13 protein-coding genes are annotated in these 17,879 nt (G+C 44.2%); 1 reads left to right on the forward strand and 12 read right to left on the reverse strand.

Features of this window, described 5'->3' with window-relative positions:
- The first annotated feature begins 56 nt into the window (after nt 1–56).
- Nucleotides 57–1,115 (forward strand): D-alanine--D-alanine ligase, encoded by a 1,059-nt coding sequence (locus ACHZBG_RS00905; protein ID WP_320127552.1) that lies wholly within the window; start codon nt 57–59, stop codon nt 1,113–1,115.
- Nucleotides 1,116–1,119: 4 nt separating this feature from the next.
- On the opposite strand, the gene ACHZBG_RS00910 is transcribed toward ACHZBG_RS00905, so the two are convergent.
- The 12 genes from ACHZBG_RS00910 to ACHZBG_RS00965 all read right to left on the reverse strand — a co-directional run bounded on the left by ACHZBG_RS00910 (nt 1,120) and on the right by ACHZBG_RS00965 (nt 17,843).
- Complete coding sequence (locus ACHZBG_RS00910; protein ID WP_320127553.1) at nt 1,120–1,578, reverse strand: GNAT family N-acetyltransferase; 459 nt, start codon at nt 1,576–1,578, stop codon at nt 1,120–1,122.
- Between the two features lie 20 nt (nt 1,579–1,598).
- A complete protein-coding gene (locus tag ACHZBG_RS00915; RefSeq protein WP_320127554.1) occupies nt 1,599–2,075 on the reverse strand; it encodes a GNAT family N-acetyltransferase in 477 nt (158 codons plus the stop codon).
- 11 nt (nt 2,076–2,086) lie between these two features.
- The gene (locus ACHZBG_RS00920; RefSeq protein ID WP_320127555.1) at nt 2,087–3,061 is read right to left on the reverse strand and encodes an ATP-grasp domain-containing protein; all 975 of its coding nucleotides are present in this window, start codon (nt 3,059–3,061) and stop codon (nt 2,087–2,089) included.
- On the reverse strand, nt 3,061–4,047 hold the full coding sequence (locus ACHZBG_RS00925; RefSeq protein ID WP_320127556.1) for an ATP-grasp domain-containing protein: 987 nt from the start codon (nt 4,045–4,047) through the stop codon (nt 3,061–3,063). Before ACHZBG_RS00925 ends, ACHZBG_RS00920 begins: the two co-directional genes overlap by 1 nt.
- A gap of 1 nt (nt 4,048) precedes the next feature.
- Nucleotides 4,049–5,326 carry a KamA family radical SAM protein gene (locus tag ACHZBG_RS00930; RefSeq protein WP_320127557.1) on the reverse strand — a complete coding sequence of 426 codons (1,278 nt, stop codon included), beginning with the start codon at nt 5,324–5,326 and terminating at the stop codon, nt 4,049–4,051.
- Nucleotides 5,327–5,562: 236 nt separating this feature from the next.
- Nucleotides 5,563–8,283, reverse strand: coding sequence for a hypothetical protein (locus tag ACHZBG_RS00935; protein WP_320127558.1), 2,721 nt, complete (start codon nt 8,281–8,283; stop codon nt 5,563–5,565).
- 94 nt (nt 8,284–8,377) lie between these two features.
- Nucleotides 8,378–9,403, reverse strand: coding sequence for a branched-chain amino acid aminotransferase (locus ACHZBG_RS00940; protein WP_320127559.1), 1,026 nt, complete (start codon nt 9,401–9,403; stop codon nt 8,378–8,380).
- Nucleotides 9,404–9,519: 116 nt separating this feature from the next.
- The gene (locus tag ACHZBG_RS00945; protein ID WP_320127560.1) at nt 9,520–13,005 is read right to left on the reverse strand and encodes an EAL domain-containing protein; all 3,486 of its coding nucleotides are present in this window, start codon (nt 13,003–13,005) and stop codon (nt 9,520–9,522) included.
- 291 nt (nt 13,006–13,296) lie between these two features.
- Nucleotides 13,297–14,286: a sugar phosphate isomerase/epimerase gene (locus ACHZBG_RS00950; protein WP_320127561.1), complete on the reverse strand. Its 990-nt coding sequence runs from the start codon at nt 14,284–14,286 to the stop codon at nt 13,297–13,299.
- Between the two features lie 12 nt (nt 14,287–14,298).
- Nucleotides 14,299–15,372, reverse strand: coding sequence for a Gfo/Idh/MocA family oxidoreductase (locus tag ACHZBG_RS00955; protein WP_320127562.1), 1,074 nt, complete (start codon nt 15,370–15,372; stop codon nt 14,299–14,301).
- A 9-nt stretch (nt 15,373–15,381) separates the two neighbouring features.
- Nucleotides 15,382–16,359 (reverse strand): ABC transporter permease, encoded by a 978-nt coding sequence (locus tag ACHZBG_RS00960; protein WP_320127563.1) that lies wholly within the window; start codon nt 16,357–16,359, stop codon nt 15,382–15,384.
- Entirely contained in the window at nt 16,356–17,843 is a 1,488-nt protein-coding gene (locus ACHZBG_RS00965) for a sugar ABC transporter ATP-binding protein (protein ID WP_394699287.1), read from the reverse strand. Before ACHZBG_RS00965 ends, ACHZBG_RS00960 begins: the two co-directional genes overlap by 4 nt.
- Between the last annotated feature and the right edge of the window lie 36 nt (nt 17,844–17,879).

Below are 17,879 nucleotides of genomic sequence, written 5' to 3' on the forward strand. Positions count from 1 at the left end.
CTCTGTGAGGACTTGACAGGAGCTACTGGGAATCGAACAATGGGAGACGCTCGATAATGCCTATAGATACAAGAAGAGGTTCACCCTCCTGCCTTTTCGACAGTGCTGAATTCCCCAAGGATTACATGAGAACACAACCATCTATCATCATCCTTCACAATCAAGTACAAAAGGACTCTCCCGAAGATGTCCTGGATATTCTCACCCAAGCCAAATGGATCGCCCAACTTTTGGATGCAAAAGGCTATGTCACCCGATTGGTTCCCTTTTCACTAGGAACCTTACAGGGTATTTTGGAAGAAAATAAAAAAACTCCGTTGCTACTGTTCAACCTTGTCGATTCCATTCCTGGAGAAGAAACCCTGGCCTATCTGGTTCCGGGAATTCTGGAATACCTTCATCTTCCTTACACGGGTTGCTCGTTCAATGCATTATTTTCCACAACTAATAAACTACTGGCCAAACGTCGTATGGCAAGCAAGGGAATAGATACCCCCTTTTGGGTTTATCAAGAAGAGCACGGTGGGTTTGTACCCTCAAATACCTTGCGATACTTGATAAAACCAGTCAGTGAGGATGCCTCCATCGGATTGGATGACAATTCCTTGGTAGTATCAGAAAGTCTGCAGTCAGTGCAGGCAAAAATTGAATTGAAGCAAAAAGACACAGGAAAAGAATGCTTTGCAGAACAGTTCATCGAAGGAAGGGAATTTACTGTTTGTATGTATGGGTCCTTGGAGAATCCAAAGATCCTTGCCCCTTATGAATGGGTATTCCAGGGATTCGAGGAGAATCATAAAGATAAAATTATCACCTATGATGCAAAATGGACAGAAAATACATTTGGGTACAACCATATCATAGCCAACTACCAGACGGCGGAAGAAGATTTTCCCTTGGTCGAAAATTTGAAAATCATTGCTAGAAAGTGCTGGGAAGTCTTTGCTCTCTCAGGATATGCAAGAGTCGACTTCCGTATTGACAAGCAAAATAGACCCTGGGTCCTGGAAATAAACGGAAATCCCAGCTTCTATGGGTTCTATCATTTAGCCAACGAGGCGCATGTACCTTTTGAAGATATACTGGAAACCATTGTACAGGTTGCCAGACCGTAACGAATCAGAGATATTCATCTGCCCAGACAAGCTTTTCCAATTCCAACCCATTCTGCTGATAGAGCGCTTTGGCCTTCTCATTGGTCGGATGGGTAACCAAGGCAAGATACACGCAACCTTCTTTCTTGGCCCAGGTTTTTATATATTCCAGAAGCTTGGAGCCTAACCCCTTGGTCCTATTGCTCCGGGAAACATAGAGTTCATTCAACCAAAGATAATCTCCTCCATTTTCCAGTCCACAACATCTGTTTGCAAAAGCAAAGGCACAGGCTTTGTTAGTACTATCGTAGGCAACAAAGAATACCGAACGACTGCCCTCCTTCCTGGAATTCTCTATTGCCTTCAATATTTCTTCGATTTCCAATTGATATCCGATAAATGAAAGTTGTCCCTGGACCAGTTTGACCAACCCATCAAAATCCTCAATGGGATCTGCATGTTGGTAGGGAACTATCTTCAGCATATTATCTACCTCCAAAAACATTACAGGATTTTTACGTACATCAGTTTATCATCACAAGGAGCATAATAGTCCTTAAGTTCTGCTTCCAATAGGTAAGAATTGTTTTGATAAAAACTACGTGTCGGAACATACAGGGGAGTGGAAGAGGTCTCAATGTAAATTCTAGTGCCCCCTCTTTTGGCAATTTCTGACTCGGTTTGGACCAAGAGGCCTGTTCCGATCCCTTTTTTCTGTAAAGAAGGTGATACTGCAATCCAATAGAGATCATAACTCGATTGAGTTCCTGGAATAGGACCAAAACAGGTGTACCCCAATACATGCCCTTCATCCTCGGCAAACTGGAAAAAATACTCGCAAGATTCACCTTTTTCCAATCGTTCAGTTATCAGGGAGACCCCGACTTCCTGTTCCTCGGAATTGAAAAATCCCGAGTCCCTCAAAATGGTGGCCACGGCCTCGACATCCGATTTTTTGGGTTTTTCCCTATAGGTAATCATCTGCACTCCTTTCATTCCTGGATAATACGATCGATCATTCCATCATACGTCATCCCTGATCGTTCGCAAGCTGCGGTAAATCCGCTGTCATCAGAGATACAAGGATTTACATTAACTTCAAGGACATATGGATTTCCCTGTCGGTCAACCCTAAAATCCACCCGTGAATAGCCCTTCGCACCAAAGAGATTCCAGCATTGCAAGGTTATACTTTCCAAACGCTCAAGAAGTTGCTTGTCAGATAGGGGAAAATCAAAAGTCCGTCGGGTGTGTGAATAGGCAAAGGAATCTGCATCCCATTTCGCCTCATACCCTACTATCTCAGGTTTTCCTAAAGGATAGTCATCAAAAACAATCTCTGCTGGTGGAAGCACCTTTGGTTCTCCCTCTACACAGAGCACAGAGATATTGAACTCTCGCCCCTCAATGAATTCTTCCAAGAATAATCCTTCAAAGTCATGCGTGCATAAGAATTGTTCGATAGCTTTGCTTGAAGAAAATGTGAGAATAGAGTCATCATTGATTCCTACCGAAGCCTCTTCACTAATTGGTTTGGCAATCAGGGGAAGATCCACGAGAACTTCCAAATCCAATGGATCTTTCTGCCTCTTGCGAAAAGAGAACCATCGTGGTGTAGGAATGGAAGCGCCCAATAGCAATTCTTTTGCAAGAAGCTTATCCGAAGATAAAAACATTCCTTGGGAATTTCCCCCTGTATAGGGCAAATGCAGGGATTCAAAAAGAACCGGGGCAAGATAGAGCAGACGACTGCCTTCCAGCGTCTCCACAAGGTTGAAAATGACATCAGGACAAAACTCTGCGATATATTCACCGAAATCAGCAAGGTTAAGGGAAAACTCGACAGAAGTTACGATATCGCCCTTTTCTTGCAGGACCTTGGATACCTGCTCCACTTCGAGCAGGGTATCCTCTTCATCCTTGGAAGGTGTTTTCGAAACTCGGTCATGTACGATCAACACCTTCATCAGGCTGTTTCCCCAAACATCCTGGTCATGGCAGAGTCCATTATCCTGCTGATAAGCGTCTTGTAATCGATGCCTGATAGTCTACAGAGAATAGGTAGATCCGAATCCACGGGATTCAAGCCTGCCAGCGGGTTTACTTCCAGAAAATAGACCTTTCCTTGTCCATCTTCTTTCAGATCAACTCTTCCCCCATCACGACAATCAAGACTGAGCCAAGCTCCAAGAGCAACGCGTTCACATTCCTCGGCGACAGGACCAGATACCAATCGATATTTTGCATACTGCAAATATTCCTGTTTGGTTTTATAGGAATAGACTCCTTGGTCGCTTTTTGGATCCACCAGTATTTCCATTACGGCAACACATCTCGCCTGCTCCCCCGTACCGGTAATTCCGACTGTGTATTCTCTTCCTTCAAGGAACCGTTCTGCCAAGACCGGTTGTCCAAAGGCCTTCAACAGCCGTGTTGTCTCTTGCAATAAGGATACAGTATCCCTCACGATGGAACTCTCACTGATTCCCATTCCGGTCCCTCCCCCAATGGGTTTGAGGAAAAGAGGAAATGGCAGGGAAACCTTTGCAATGTCCCGAACACTCTCAAGCACGGCATACTCTGGGGTAGGAACCCCGGCCTTCTCCACTACCGCCTTGGTCATACCCTTGTGCAAGGCAAGGGCAAGCACCAAGGTTTCGGAAAACACATACGGAATTGCATAAGCATCCAAGAGTGCAGGAATCTGGGCCTCTCGTCCCAAACCGTGCAACCCTTCGGCAATATTGAATACCAAATCGCATCGGTTCCCCTTGGAAAGGAATTGGACCAAAGCCTCGATGTTCCCTATTCTCAGGGTTTCATAACCGAGAGACCTGAGGGATTCATCAATCGCATCTATAGTTTGAAGATTGTCAAATTCAGCAACCTTCTCCGGGGCATATCCTTTTGCAAGGTAATCATCTTTCAGGTCATAGGTTATTCCGACTAGCATTTCAATTGTCTGTGCCCTCGGCACGGTCGGGATAGGCGAAGACCTTCCCCTCATAGTTGCGAAGATACAGGTTATCTGCATCACGGGAGACTTCGTACTCGGGAAGAATGGGAACCTTTCCCCCACCTCCCGGGGTATCGATGACATATTGCGGAATGGCATACCCACTGGTAAACCCTCTCAGGCCCCGCATTATTTCCTTACCCTTGTCTACGGTAGTCCTAAAATGCCCTGATCCGGTAATGGGATCACATTGGAAGAGGTAGTAAGGCTTGACCCTGACTTTCAATAACCGATGGTACAGTTCCGTCAAGGTTTCAACCGAATCATTCACTCCCTTGAGCAAAACAGTCTGGCTTCCCATGACTACCCCGATATCGGCAAGCTTATTGAAAGCCTTTGAGGATTCCTCGGTAATTTCATCTGGATGGGTGCAATGGACACTCAAATACAGGGGTTTATATTTCTTGAGTATTCCCAGCAATTTGGGCGTAATCCTTTGGGGCAGCACCATGGGAACCTTGGTCCCAAGTCTTACCATCTCCACATGAGAAATTGAGAAAATTTCATTGAGCAACCAATCAAGGCGTTCATCCGACAACGTAAGGGGATCGCCCCCGGAAATTATGACATCCCTAATTACCGGAGTATTTCTGATATACTCGATAGCCTGGGTCCAGTGTTTCTCCAAGGCTTCCGAATGCCCTCCAACCAAACGCGACCGGGTGCAATACCGACAGTAGGTTGAGCAAAAACTTGTAGTCAGGAAAAGGACCCTGTCAGGATAACGATGTACGATACCGGGAACAGGACTGGTATTCTCCTCATGTAGGGGATCTTCACTTTCCCCTGGACAGGTAAAGGATTCTTTGATGGAAGGTATTACGGTTTTTCGAATTGCGCTGTTTTGATCGTTGAGATCAATAAGACTTAGATAATAAGGAGTGACTGAAAACGGAAATTGAGTCCCGGATAGCTCAAGGGCTTGCCGTTCATCAAAAGAAAGCTCCAAGAACCTGGTAATTTGTTCCAAGGTGGTAATCCGATGGGCCAGTTGCCAGTGCCAATCGTTCCATTCCTTGTTTGTCGTGCTCGGGAAATATGTTTTCCTGAACTGTGTGGTTTTGCTCATCTCGGTACCTTTTCGAGGACTCTGGGCAAACTGTTCCTGTCTCTTTTTGGGACTGTACGATGACGTGCAAGTAGGCACGTCTCTCCGCGTAAGCGGAGGCTCGTCTGCATCAATAACAATTGCTTGTTTGGTATTGAATTGTTCCACGATTCACTTCCTTCAATCGCGGTAACCCGAGTTTTCGTGTTTTCTTGGAACCAGGTTCCTACAAACATCTCGGTTATCTTTGACGAGGATTGTAGCACTATTCAATAAAAACAACACTTAGGAGAACCATCTTTTTTCAAAAAAAACATATAAAAAAATTGCAATGATAGCCAATAGAAATTCCTGGTCGATTTTTTTCAAAGATGCCTGAAAAAACTCTATTTTTCACTCAATTTTTACCATGCAGGAAGAGAGGAAGACCCTATCTGTAAATTACTGTCAACACCAAAATACCAGGTAGCCACACCCGTAAAAGAACTGATGGACAACCCAACGAAAGGCTTGAGAATCGCAGAGGAACCAACAATCAAATTAACTGATAGTTTTCCTCCCACATAAATATCTTGCTCCCAATCAACATGCCCCGTAGAATAATAAAAGGCACTCTGGGCAACCAAGGAGAGACCCATTTTCGTCAATCCCCCGTAAGGTATCGGCTGATCGAAAAGACCTAGGGGAATGGTATAGCGAACAGAAACCAAAGCTTTGGCTTCCCCTTCTCCCTTGCCATATATCGTACCGTCAAACGGAAGGTCAGTGGCAAGAATACCGGTATTGCTCGCAAGGACAGCGACATCAAGGCCAATCGTCTGAGAGGTTCGGAAAACTTTCAATTTGGATTCAACACCACCAAAGGGTTTGAAGAACCAAGTTTCAGTTTGGGTATCGAACTGGGTCATGATTCCGGCATAGGAAAACAAGGAAGTCGTACCAAAATAATCTTTGGGATTTGATCGACCGTTGATTTGATATGCCAATTGCAAGGCAGATCCCAAACGGGAAGTATCGTCCCTGAGAATACCGGAAAAATAGGTATCCAGAGCCAATTGCTGGTAGGTCTTCACCCTGGTCTCTTTCCAAACCGGAAGGGTGAAGTCCAGGGTCAGGGCCTGTTGCCTCTTTTCTGTATTGGTATACTTCTTATTGACAAACGCCTCCAGGGTCAGTTCATAGGGGCCTGGCGTATACGCATAACTCAGTTCCAGCAAAGGAAGATCCTTTGCAAAACTATAGCCGCCATAGATAATGAATTGGTGTTTTCTCAACAAACTGGAGAAATGAATCCAAGCACCGAGCGTCAGGGAATTCCCATCATCAAAGGGCATAGGCAGGAACAAGTTGAATCGGGGAAAATCCAAATAAGGCTGTACCGATACATCAGGTTTTACGTCTTTCCCAATAGATTGCAACTTTGGCAAGGTACCATTGAGGGAAACCGGTGAGAAACTACATGCCGAGACCGGAGTAGAACCAAGGACAAACCCCTTTGCCGTATAACTCTGATAGATGAAGGAATCTTTCATTTTCAAAGCCCCGAGCACTCCAATTTGATCAGAAAACAGTTCATGTACTTGCAAGGTCTTGCGTGAAACTTCATAGAGACAATAGATACCGGTTTCATCACTGGAGAACCAAATGGTATCTCCATCGATGAAACGCGGATTCCGTATCTCTCCCTTTGAGGGCCCCACCAATAGGACTTTCGTTCCGTCCTTTTCAATTTCCACAAGGCAGGAGTTTCCCTCGACAATTTCGATTGCGATGATGCTTTTTCCATCCGAGGAAATCTTTGGTTCATAGATACTGCCCTGGGGGTTTTCGTACAGCACTGTCAGCTGCCCGGTTTTCTGGTCCACTTCGACAAGTCTGTATCGACTATCCACTCTCTGGCTGGCTATCAAACGCGTTCCTGTGCAATTCAAGGCAGGAGCATAGAGCAACTTACCGTAGGTCAACCTGGTAAAGGAATCAGAAGTCAAGTCATACCTGTACAAATCAGAATACCCGACAGAAGCCAGGGAAAGAGAGGCTTTGTTGCTGGAGTCTGTCCAATACATCGAAAATACCGCTGATCGACCATCTGATGCTATGCCAAGGGAATCCTGATCACTTATGGGCAATTTGGTGAGCAACTTGCAATCCGTCCCCTGATAGGAAACCAAGGCCCCTCCATTTTCATTTGTATAGGAAAATCCCAAAAGACCTTTTTCTGTTACATAGGGAAGATAATAATTACCTTCTGCGGGAGAAAAAAAAGATATGCTCCTGTTTCCGATCCCTTTCTGTTTTTCTGCAAGGGCAAAGGTAAAAAGTTGTTTTGCAGTATATCCAGTCTCTTGTTTCAAGGCAGGGGAAATACCAAAAAAAGGAAACCAGGCAAACCGAGTATTTACCTTGGAAAATATATCCGTCCCGTAGGTTCTCATGATATAGTCGACCATCAGATAGCCGGTGGTATAAATACGCCCGGAAGGAGGAAAGGAGGATTGATAAGCACCTTGGCGAATTGACCACATTGCCCCTTCTTGTAGGGGAGCTTGGTAGGTCAAGGCAAACAAGGAGGAATCGCCCCGCCCTCCTTCTGCAAAATTTGTTTCCGTGTAGGTGGTCAACCCTTCCACCCACCAACCATCCATGAATGGCGAATACATCGACAAGACTCCGGGCCCAAATATCTTTTTCAAATATTTTGCCACTCCGACGGGAGAGGTCAAATGAATATAGTGACTCACCTCATGGACAAACAGACTCCTCAGCCAATCGGAACTTCTGGCTCCCAAAAATCGATCCTCTGGGCTGGTAACAAAGAGAAATACCGTTGCAGGAAAGGAACTGTAACAACCATTTGCCCAACTGGTACGTCCTGAAATCACCACGGGAATATGTTCAATCGGTGCATAGTTCAATAAAGCAGTCAACTCATCATAGACTTCGTCGGCAAAGGAAGCGACATGAAGGGCAGATTCCAAATCCCTTGGTTCAAATATCAACTCAAAATGAGCGGTCTCGATTCTTTTCCATCCCTCATACTTTTCATCTGAGGCATACAACATCCCTGGAATGATCATAAATACGAGAAAAATCAACAACAAAACATTATTCCAAGTACGTTTCATGAAAAAACCACTCCTTTTCTGCAGCAACAGTATACAACATAAAAGACCCTATCCTTTATGTATTTGGATAGGGTCTTTTACCAGAAAAAACTAGTTAGGCTATAGTATGAATCCAACCCTTTGGAGCAGGAATTCTTCCCATCTGTATCCCTGTAAGGGTATCATACAGTTTCTGCGTTATCGGACCCATATGTTCCATACCACTGGGAAATTTAATTTCACCATCTGCAGTCTTTACAGAACCGACTGGGGAGATTACCGCAGCAGTACCGCATAAACCACACTCTGCAAAGGAACTGACTTCAGTAAGGGGTATTTCTCTCTCCTCTGTTTCCAAATGGAGATAATCCCGGGCGACTTGCATCAGGGACCTACGAGTAATGGAAGGAAGAATCGTGGGACTCTTGGGAGTAACGACCTTGCCATCCTTGGTTACAAAAATAAAATTGGCCCCCCCGGTCTCTTCAACCAAGGTATGGGTGGCTGCATCAAGGAACATGTTTTCTGCAAAACCATTGGCATGAGCCTCATTTCCGGCATATAAGCTCATTGCATAGTTCAACCCTGCCTTGATATGCCCGGTTCCATGAGGAGCGGCACGATCATATGCACTGACCTGGAGGCGAAGAGGCTTTACACCACCCTTGAAATAAGGCCCTACAGGAGTACAAAACATTCTGAACATATATTCTGGCGCTGGAGCTACACCGATAACGGGACCGCTGCCGAATAGGAAGGGACGGATATATAGAGTAGCACCACTTCCATAGGGAGGGACATAGGCAATATTTGCTTTGACCACCTTGTCGATGGCCTCAATAAACCGTTCAACAGGAAATGAAGGCATAAGCAAACGATCGGCGGTATCGGACATACGAGCAGCATTCATATCAGGGCGAAAAGTCACGACATGGCCGTCTTCAGTGGTATAGGCCTTGAGACCTTCAAAGCAGGTCTGGGAATACTGGAGGACACCGGCACTTTCACTTATGGTAACTTCGGCATCGCCTACCATGGCTCCATTATCCCAGGCACCATCGCGCCAATAGGAAACATAGCGGCTATCTGTCTTGATATAGGCAAATCCCAGATTACTCCAATCGATGTTTTTCTTTTCCATAATCCAATCCTTCTGGCTAAAAAAAGGCCTTTTCTTAGCAATATTGGGTAGGATTGTAGCACTAAGCAATGTAAAAATCTATTTCCTTATGCAAAAAATGTAATTTTATTCTATTTTTAAGCTAAATATTTTTGTTCAAAATTTGCTATGGGTATTGGTTTATCATAGAAATAGCCCTGAATCATATCGCATCCCATTTCGACGACCATATCTTTCTGACTCTCCGTTTCCACCCCTTCGGCTACGGTACGAATTCCAAGCTTTCTGCAGATACTGACAAATCCATCGACAAAGACCTGGTTATTCGCATTGGTACAAAGGTTATTGATCAGGCTTTTGTCCAGTTTCAATATGCCTAAAGGAAGAGTTGTCAAAATACTGAGATTGCTATATTCCGACCCAAAATCATCGATGCAAATGCAGAAACCTGCATCGGAGATTGCCTGTGCTACCTTCTTGACCAGATTTCGCTCCAAGGCCCCGAAACTTTCGGTAATTTCAATTTCAATGAATCTACTATCAATCAGGTATTCTTCCTTGATTGCCAGCATCGACGAAATAAGATCATCATCCAACAAAGTAACCCGTGAAAAATTCAGGGAAATGGGTAACAAGGAAATTCCATCATTCATCCAGCGGCGAAGCATTTGACAAACTTGCCGAAAGACAAAGAGGTCAATGAATTTTACCAAACCATCCTTTTCCATCTGGGCTATGAACTGGGCTGGGGATACCAAACCAAGCTTGGGATCCATATGCCTGATCAAAGCCTCGGCCCCACATACCTTTGCTGAGCGTGAACTGACTTTTGGCTGGAGGTATACGATATACTCCTCCCGGTTGATGGCTTGAACAAGATTTTCTACAGCTAGCTGATAATCGGCCTTGCTTGCCGATCGGTCACGAGTATTTTGTTTTCTTGCATCCAGAACGATATTTGCCTGATTGAATAAAACCGAAACGTGCAGATCATTTTCTGACCAAGCTTGTCCGAGCGTCGTTGCCCCAGGCTTCTCTTGCTCAAGTATTGCAACTAGCCTGGCTACTTTACGGTTGAACGAATCATAGGTCAAGTCCACACAGATAATGACAAATTCATCTCCCGAAATTCTGAACAAGGAGTTATCGGGAAATAATTGCTGAAGATTCACCGTGATCAGTTTTATAATCTCGTTTCCATATTCCTTGCCAAAGTTTTTATTCATGTCCCTCAAATTATTGATATCGAGCAAGACAAGGCCAAGGGAAGACAGAGCATCTTCATGCAAGGTTGATACATACTGGTTGTACCCATTATAGTTCTTCAAGCCAGTCATCGAATCATGGTACACAAGATACTCTTGACGGTCGAGCAATCTTCTTTTTGTCATACTACTCGATATTAATTGAGCTGAACGGCCCAGGACCGAAAGCTCGATCGTATTCGGATTCACAACAACAAGGTATCCTTTTTTCAATCCCCATACATTCAGTCTTCCCAACAACAAGTCAGATCCCAGAAAACACGGAGCTGTATATTCTTCCTCAGTATTTGCAAGATGAACCACTTCATTGACCATCGAGATTTCCTCAAAGGGATCAACTTCAAAAATTCCATAGGAATGGCTTGCATGGGCCGGTTCCCAACTAGCTGAGATTTCCAGGACCCCTGTTTGTTCCTGGGTAAGCAGGCAAACCCTTTTGGCTTTATAATACATACCCAACTGGGAAAGTACCAAAGGCAAGGTAGAAACAAGGTTTTCGGAAGCCAAGGTTGCATTCATGCAACCTAGCAACACGCCAGTTGCATTTTCATCAAGGTTGCTGGTAGGAGCGAACGTGCCGCCCGATACCGCCCCCTCTTCCCAATCATAGGAAAAAATCTGATTTCTTCCTGCCTCATGGGCTTTATCCAAAGCAAGGGAGGCTTTTTCAAATAATACCTGATAGGTATCAGAATTATTGAAACATCCTACAGAGAATCCTATATTACTCCAAAAAGATCGAGAAACGGGTACGAACATATACGCATTGGCAATCATGCCCGATAGTCTTTCCAAACTTTTTCGAACCTGCGCAGCACTATCCACCTGTTCGAAGAAAACGATGAACAACGAGCCATCAAATCGCCCAATAATACAACTTTCATACAATCCAAGATGTAAGATTTCTGCCAGTGCAGGCACAAAGGAATGTTTGACAGGGGAAGATGCCGTCTTCAAGCCCTTGATATCTATCAAGGCAAAAGCATAACTGGAATGTAAATCATTCACGTTTTTGAGCGCAGATGAAACCATGAGGGCTATTGTATTGCGGTCATAGAATCCACTGTCGGGATCCTTGACGGCCTTTTCGGGCAAAGCCAGTTCCAGTTTTTTCTTGTTGGTGATATATCGGGAAATTTCTACAGCATAGAGAATTTCCGTCTCAGTATCCCTTATAAGAAAAGTCATGTTCTCCAACCAACGGATAAATCCAAATTCATCCCTGATCTTGAATTCAAGCGAGAGTGTATGTATTCCTTCAGAAGCAGCCTTACGCAAGGCATCTAGGCTAAAACGCTCCTGATACATGCGCTTATCCTCTTCACTGACCAATGAACACAAGTTCTGTTCAAGCCAATCAGAGTAGCTAAAAGGAGAATTGGTACCTTTTATATCAAATCCTTGCTTTTGAATCTTGACCAAATGATCATTCGTCAAATCGGCCTTCATTAAAGATAGCATGTCACAAGTATTTGAACGACTGAACTGTTCCTCAAAAAGTATCTGACGGTTGGGTTCAGGAAGAAAGGAAACATCCTGGGCAATCGCGAAGGCCCTATTCTCTTTTCGATGGTATTGAACATGATAACAATGGGAAAGCGAATCTTCGCCATCAAGGAAAACAGTGGCATTGCAGGATTTTTCACCATCTTCCAGACTCTGGTGCAACGATTGCAAGGCACTGATATCCTCCTTACTGAAATCAAAGCCTACTATATTTCGTCCAGAAATGTCATATTCCCATATTCTTACTCCACTGGCGACAAGGGTTTCCCGATATATCTGCAATTCCGTATTATTATTTGTCTTGAATATATAGAGGAAACCTGCAGTTTCTCCTGCATATAAAAGCAAAACCCGCTGCTCTCCGTTGGCAAGAGTGATCGGGAACTTATGGGGTGATTGTTTTACAAATGAGCCTGCAACCGATACGAGGTCATTGGCATGATTGAGGAAAAAGGATTCCCTGTCGCAACCAATCATCTGATAGAAAGTCTCATTTGCAATTTTGATCGTGGTGTCTGATGAAAAACAAAAAAGACCAACATGCATTATGTTGGTCACACTGATCATGCCTTCCGATGGCAATTTATCAATACTGATTGAAAATCCCTCAAGTTCCCTGGTTACCTGACAAAGAACCGTCAACCCATGAATAACTGAAAGATGAATATCCCCGACAGTGGGAACTTTCGGTCGTACAAGCATTTGCAAAAATGCATTGTGGTATATTTGACTGAATTGATGATAGGGACAAGCAAAAAAGGCCGCAAGTTTTTCGCCACCTTCTGTAATTGACCAAAATTCATCCTCAAGGCAACGAAACGTTACTCTTTGTATAGTAGGAACATTAAGCATTTGCCAACCCCACTCCCTTGCCGCAATATACTATGGTTTCTAGGTTTGTATGATAAACCACCTCAATAAGATAACATATCTGGCTATGTTTACCAAGTAAATTTCGTGAAAATCGCTATTTGCCGTTTTAAAATACAGGATTCCTTTCATTACGGAGTCTCCTTTCGGCAAATGTTTTTATTTCTGTCACTTTAGAGGAGGAAAACCAAAAAAATGAGCTTCCAGAAAATACAAAAACTTGCCAAGTTTTTTGTTTCCTACTTGGCAAGTCCCAACTGATTTCCCTATTCTTCAATCTATCTTCAAGGCACTATCAAAAGCCATAGTCGAGGGATAGAAATTAATTTTTTTCACGTATTGGCAACTTTCCGTTGCCCCAAACTCCCTATCCATTCCGGAGTCTTCCCATTCAACAGAAAGGGGACCACAATACTGTGCAAGATTCAATTCCCTGATTATTCCATCAAAATCTACATTCCCATGTCCTACCGAAACAAAATCCCAAGCTCTACGAGTATCTCCAAAAGGAAGAAAAGATCCCAAAAGCCCCCCCTTTCCATTTTTTGTCAGTTTCACGTCCTTCATATGAACATGGTATATCCGATCAGCGAAATTCCTGACAAACCCTACTTCGTCGATACCTTGCCACAACAAATGGCTGGGATCAAAATTCAAGCCCAGGGTGGGACGATATCCAAATAACTTGAGAAGCCGTTCTGTCGTATAATAATCGAAGGCAATTTCCGTAGGATGAACTTCCAAGGCAAATTTGACTTGATAGGTATCAAAGACATCAAAGATAGGAGTCCAGCTCTCATAGACGGAAGCAAATCCTTCATCAATCATTTTTTGAGAGGTCTGAGGATAGGAATACCACCGAGCCCAAATGGGAGAACCCGTAAAACCTGTCACAATCTTGACATCCATCAGGCTTGCAGCCTTTGCAGTATTCTTCATTTCCTGAATAGCCCAGGAACGAATGGCCTCAGGCTGTCCAGCTAATTGTTTCGGTGCAAAACCATCCAAACGCTCATCCCAGATATCACATACACACTGACCAGTGAGATGAGCACTGAGGGCAAGGCATTGCAGATCATTTTTCTGCAACAGTCCTTTGACATACGGAATATATGATTCATCCGAAAGAGCCTTGCTGACATCAAAATGCGCATGAGTTGCCAATTCAATACCTTCAAAACCCATTTTCCTGGCCAAGGGACAAAGTTGCTCGAGACTCAGATCGCCAAATTGTCCCGAGGCTAATGTTACAATACGTTTCATTTCATTCTCCTACTATAAAGCCACGGGTTTCCCTGTATTGGCCGAGATATAGATTGCATCGATGATTTTCATGAGTTGCAAGGCCTGTTCAGGAGTATTGAAAGGTTTTGCCGAGCCTTGGATAGCCTCGACAAAATTTATTGCACTTGCAATACGGCCCATGGTCTCGTCCTTCTCAAAGAGAACTTCCCTGTTTACTTGCCTGCCATGCTCCTCGGTATAGAGCTGACAAGTATCGATGCTTGTCTCATCATAGCCATCCCTTCCAAATAACCGCTCAACCTTTCCACCGGCCTTTGTTCCCTGGAATACAACTGAAACAACTTCACGTTCATTCATTTCTGCCCAGGAATTCCGTATTGAAAGGCATTGGCCTGTCTTGAAAGTAATCAGTGCATGGCAAGCGGTTTCCACATCTGTCAAACCAGTTCCATCAGCAATTCCCCAGGGACCCTTGAATGCTGGATTGCCCATAAAATCATCAAAGGTAGAGGCAAGCACATAGGCACCCTTTGGATAATCCATAAAATAGAGAGCCAAATCAAGCATGTGCAATAAATCAATGACAGGTCCTCCCCCTGAAAGTTCCTTATTGGTGAACCACCCCCCAAAACCAGGAATACCTGCTCTTCGAATCCAGGTTGCCTGGGCAGAATTGATGGTTCCTACAGTGCCCTGGGCAATATAGGCATGCATTGCCTGCGTTTCCGGGCGAACCCTATTGTTGAAATCGAATAACAGGATTTTTCCGGACAGTTTTGCCGCCTCGACCATAGGTTGCAACTCTGCCCCATTTCTTGCAGGTGGTTTCTCGCAATATACGTGCTTCCCTGCCCGTAAGGCCTCCAGTGCCAGTTCCTGGTGAAATTTATTCGGAGTAACAATGGAAATTGCATCCAAGTCTGGGCAGGAGTCAATCATTTCTTTCAAGGAACCAAAGACCTTCCCTATTTTTCTCTCTTCGGCAAAAGCTCTTGCCTTTCCAAAATTATTGTCTGCAACCGCCACTACGGAAGCTCCTGCCTGTGTAAAACCTGTATAGTGATAGGAAGCCATTTCTCCAGCACCAACAATTCCTATAGTCATGAATTTCTCCTACTTTCCTTTCTTACTCGACTGGGCAAGAACCGCTACGATTATTATTACTCCGGTTACCAACCCATTGAGGAACGGAGGCACATTAGCCATGATCAAGACAGTATTTATGATTCTAAGCATCAAGACACCAAGGAAAGTACCGATGATCTTTCCCCGTCCACCATCCATGGAGGTTCCACCAATAGCGACAGCGGCAATAGCGTCCATCTCATAGCCACTGCCTGCACTGGCTGCCTGAATTGAGGTCAACCTACTTGCAAGGAGAAAAGCTGCCAAACCATAGAGAGTACCTGCATACGTAAAAATCAAGGTCTTTACACGATTCACATTGATTCCCGAAAGACGTGCAGCTTGTTGGTTTGAACCTACTGCGTAGACATACGTCCCAAACTTTGTCTTGGACATCAAAAGTGCCGTAAGTATCGAGACTATGATAAAAAAGATCATTAGATGTGGAATTCCGAGAAAGCGACCCGCTGCAATATTACGGAAGGAAGCATACATTGTCTTATCAATGGTAAAGGGTCCTCCCTGACCTAGCTGGTTGATAACGGATCTCCAGGCAGACATGGTAGCAAGGGTTACGATAAATGGTGCGATACGGCCCTTGGTAACCAAAAGTCCGTTGATAAGACCGACAAGCATCCCTGCTACCAAACAAAACAGCAATCCGAGTGCAAGACTATGTTGGCTATTGATCACGTTAACGCCCAAAGCACTTATCAAGGCAACGGAAGAACCAACGGAAAGGTCTATCATTCCTGCCGAAATAATCAAGCTCATTCCCATGGCGCAAATCCCTACCACTGCACCCTGGACAAATTGATTGGTAATGTTATTCCAGGATAGGAAGGATGGACTGATAATGATTGCAACAAGCATCAAAAGTATAAAACTCAGCCAATGGCTGTAATTTGTAGTCAGGTTTCGCCAGGAATCCTTACCTATCTTGGTATTCTCACTTAGTGTCCTCACGTGCGCGCCTCCCTCTGCGTACCTGTCGAATACGCCATGATTGCTTCTTCAGAAAGTTCCTTTCTGTCCAGTTTTCCGTAAACCTCACCCTTATACAAAACAAAACAACGATCGGCCAATTGCTGTATTTCTGGATATTCGCTGGTAAAGAACAGAACCGATTTTCCCTGTTCTGCCAATTCCACCACCAATTTGTAAATTGCGAATTTTGCTCCGACATCTATCCCCTGGGTCGGGTTGTCCATGATATACACCTCAGGATCGAGCTCAAGCCAGCGGCTCAGAATTACTTTCTGCTGGTTTCCCCCAGAAAGAGAGGTTATGGGATCTAAATCACTGGCAACCTTGATTCCCATACGTTTTCTGCCATGCTCAAATCGTTGGATTTCTTCATGCTTGTTGATAAAGGGCTTGTTATGCTTTGCCACAAAAAAGGCCAGGGAATTATTGTTGCGAATACTCAAATCGGGAAGAATTCCCCGTTCCTTGCGGTTGCGGGGAATCATTCCAATTCCACTTTGCATGACATGCCGAATGTCCCGCATGTCCAGTACTCCCGCATGATTCTCCACGGTTCCACTATATAACTTGGTAGCTCCAAAAAGAGAAGTCGCCAGTTCATCGGTTCCGGAACCCTGCAATCCGGTAAACACGACTATTTCACCTTTATGCAGGGAAAAGGAAATATTCTGAAAAGTTGCGCCACTGAGATTCGAGGCCTTGAGCACCACTTCCTCTTGTACGGGGGAAGGACGGCCTTCACGCAAATGGGCTTCAACAAATCTCTTGCCTATAAGTAATTCAGTTGCCTGATGTTCATCTATATCCTTAAAGAATCCAGATTGGATAAAAACACCATCCCGAAGAACCGTATATCTGTCACAGATGCTGAACAACTCCGGCATTTTATGTGAAATATAGATGAAACTGACACCCTTTTTCTTCAACGCCGTCATAATGGAAAAAAGTTTTTCTATCTCTTGGCTGTTAAGTGCAGTGGTCGGTTCATCCATGATGATAATTTCCGATTCGAACAAAAGGGCCCTGGCAATTTCAACCAGTTGTTTCTGGGCGGTATCGAGATCCGAAACAACGGTAGAGGCATCAATACCCGTATTCATGGAGTCAAGAACCTCTTGAGTACGTTTTTGCTCATGACTTTTGTCTATTCTCCAGGACTTTGTATATTCTTCCCCCAGAAACATGTTCTGGTAAACTTTCAAGTCATTGCAAAGATTCAATTCCTGATGGATGAACCGAATTTTCAAATCATTTGATTTTTTCGGAGTCATTCCGAAAATTTCCTTTCCATCAATCAGAATTTTTCCCTCATCCTGGGGAAAAGTTCCTGCAAGAACATTCATCAAAGTAGTCTTGCCTGCTCCATTTTCCCCAAGAAGTCCATGGATTTCTCCTCTCTGGACATCAAAGGAGACGTCTTTCAGTGCCCTGACAGGACCAAAAGACTTGGATATGTTTTTCATTTCCAAGATCATGAGGAAACTCTCCCTATATAGGGC

The sequence above is a fragment of the uncultured Sphaerochaeta sp. genome (assembly GCF_963676625.2).
GTDB lineage: Bacteria > Spirochaetota > Spirochaetia > Sphaerochaetales > Sphaerochaetaceae > Sphaerochaeta.

What these genes read in the sequence shown, in the direction of transcription:
- ACHZBG_RS00905 (WP_320127552.1), top strand. Translation starts at nt 57, where the DNA reads ATGCCTATAGATACAAGAAGAGGTTCACCCTCCTGCCTTTTCGACAGT.
- ACHZBG_RS00910 (WP_320127553.1), bottom strand. Translation starts at nt 1,578, where the DNA reads ATGCTGAAGATAGTTCCCTACCAACATGCAGATCCCATTGAGGATTTT.
- ACHZBG_RS00915 (WP_320127554.1), bottom strand. Translation starts at nt 2,075, where the DNA reads ATGATTACCTATAGGGAAAAACCCAAAAAATCGGATGTCGAGGCCGTG.
- ACHZBG_RS00920 (WP_320127555.1), bottom strand. Translation starts at nt 3,061, where the DNA reads ATGAAGGTGTTGATCGTACATGACCGAGTTTCGAAAACACCTTCCAAG.
- ACHZBG_RS00925 (WP_320127556.1), bottom strand. Translation starts at nt 4,047, where the DNA reads ATGCTAGTCGGAATAACCTATGACCTGAAAGATGATTACCTTGCAAAA.
- ACHZBG_RS00935 (WP_320127558.1), bottom strand. Translation starts at nt 8,283, where the DNA reads ATGAAACGTACTTGGAATAATGTTTTGTTGTTGATTTTTCTCGTATTT.
- ACHZBG_RS00940 (WP_320127559.1), bottom strand. Translation starts at nt 9,403, where the DNA reads ATGGAAAAGAAAAACATCGATTGGAGTAATCTGGGATTTGCCTATATC.
- ACHZBG_RS00945 (WP_320127560.1), bottom strand. Translation starts at nt 13,005, where the DNA reads ATGCTTAATGTTCCTACTATACAAAGAGTAACGTTTCGTTGCCTTGAG.
- ACHZBG_RS00950 (WP_320127561.1), bottom strand. Translation starts at nt 14,286, where the DNA reads ATGAAACGTATTGTAACATTAGCCTCGGGACAATTTGGCGATCTGAGT.
- ACHZBG_RS00955 (WP_320127562.1), bottom strand. Translation starts at nt 15,372, where the DNA reads ATGACTATAGGAATTGTTGGTGCTGGAGAAATGGCTTCCTATCACTAT.
- ACHZBG_RS00965 (WP_394699287.1), bottom strand. Translation starts at nt 17,843, where the DNA reads ATGAAAAACATATCCAAGTCTTTTGGTCCTGTCAGGGCACTGAAAGAC.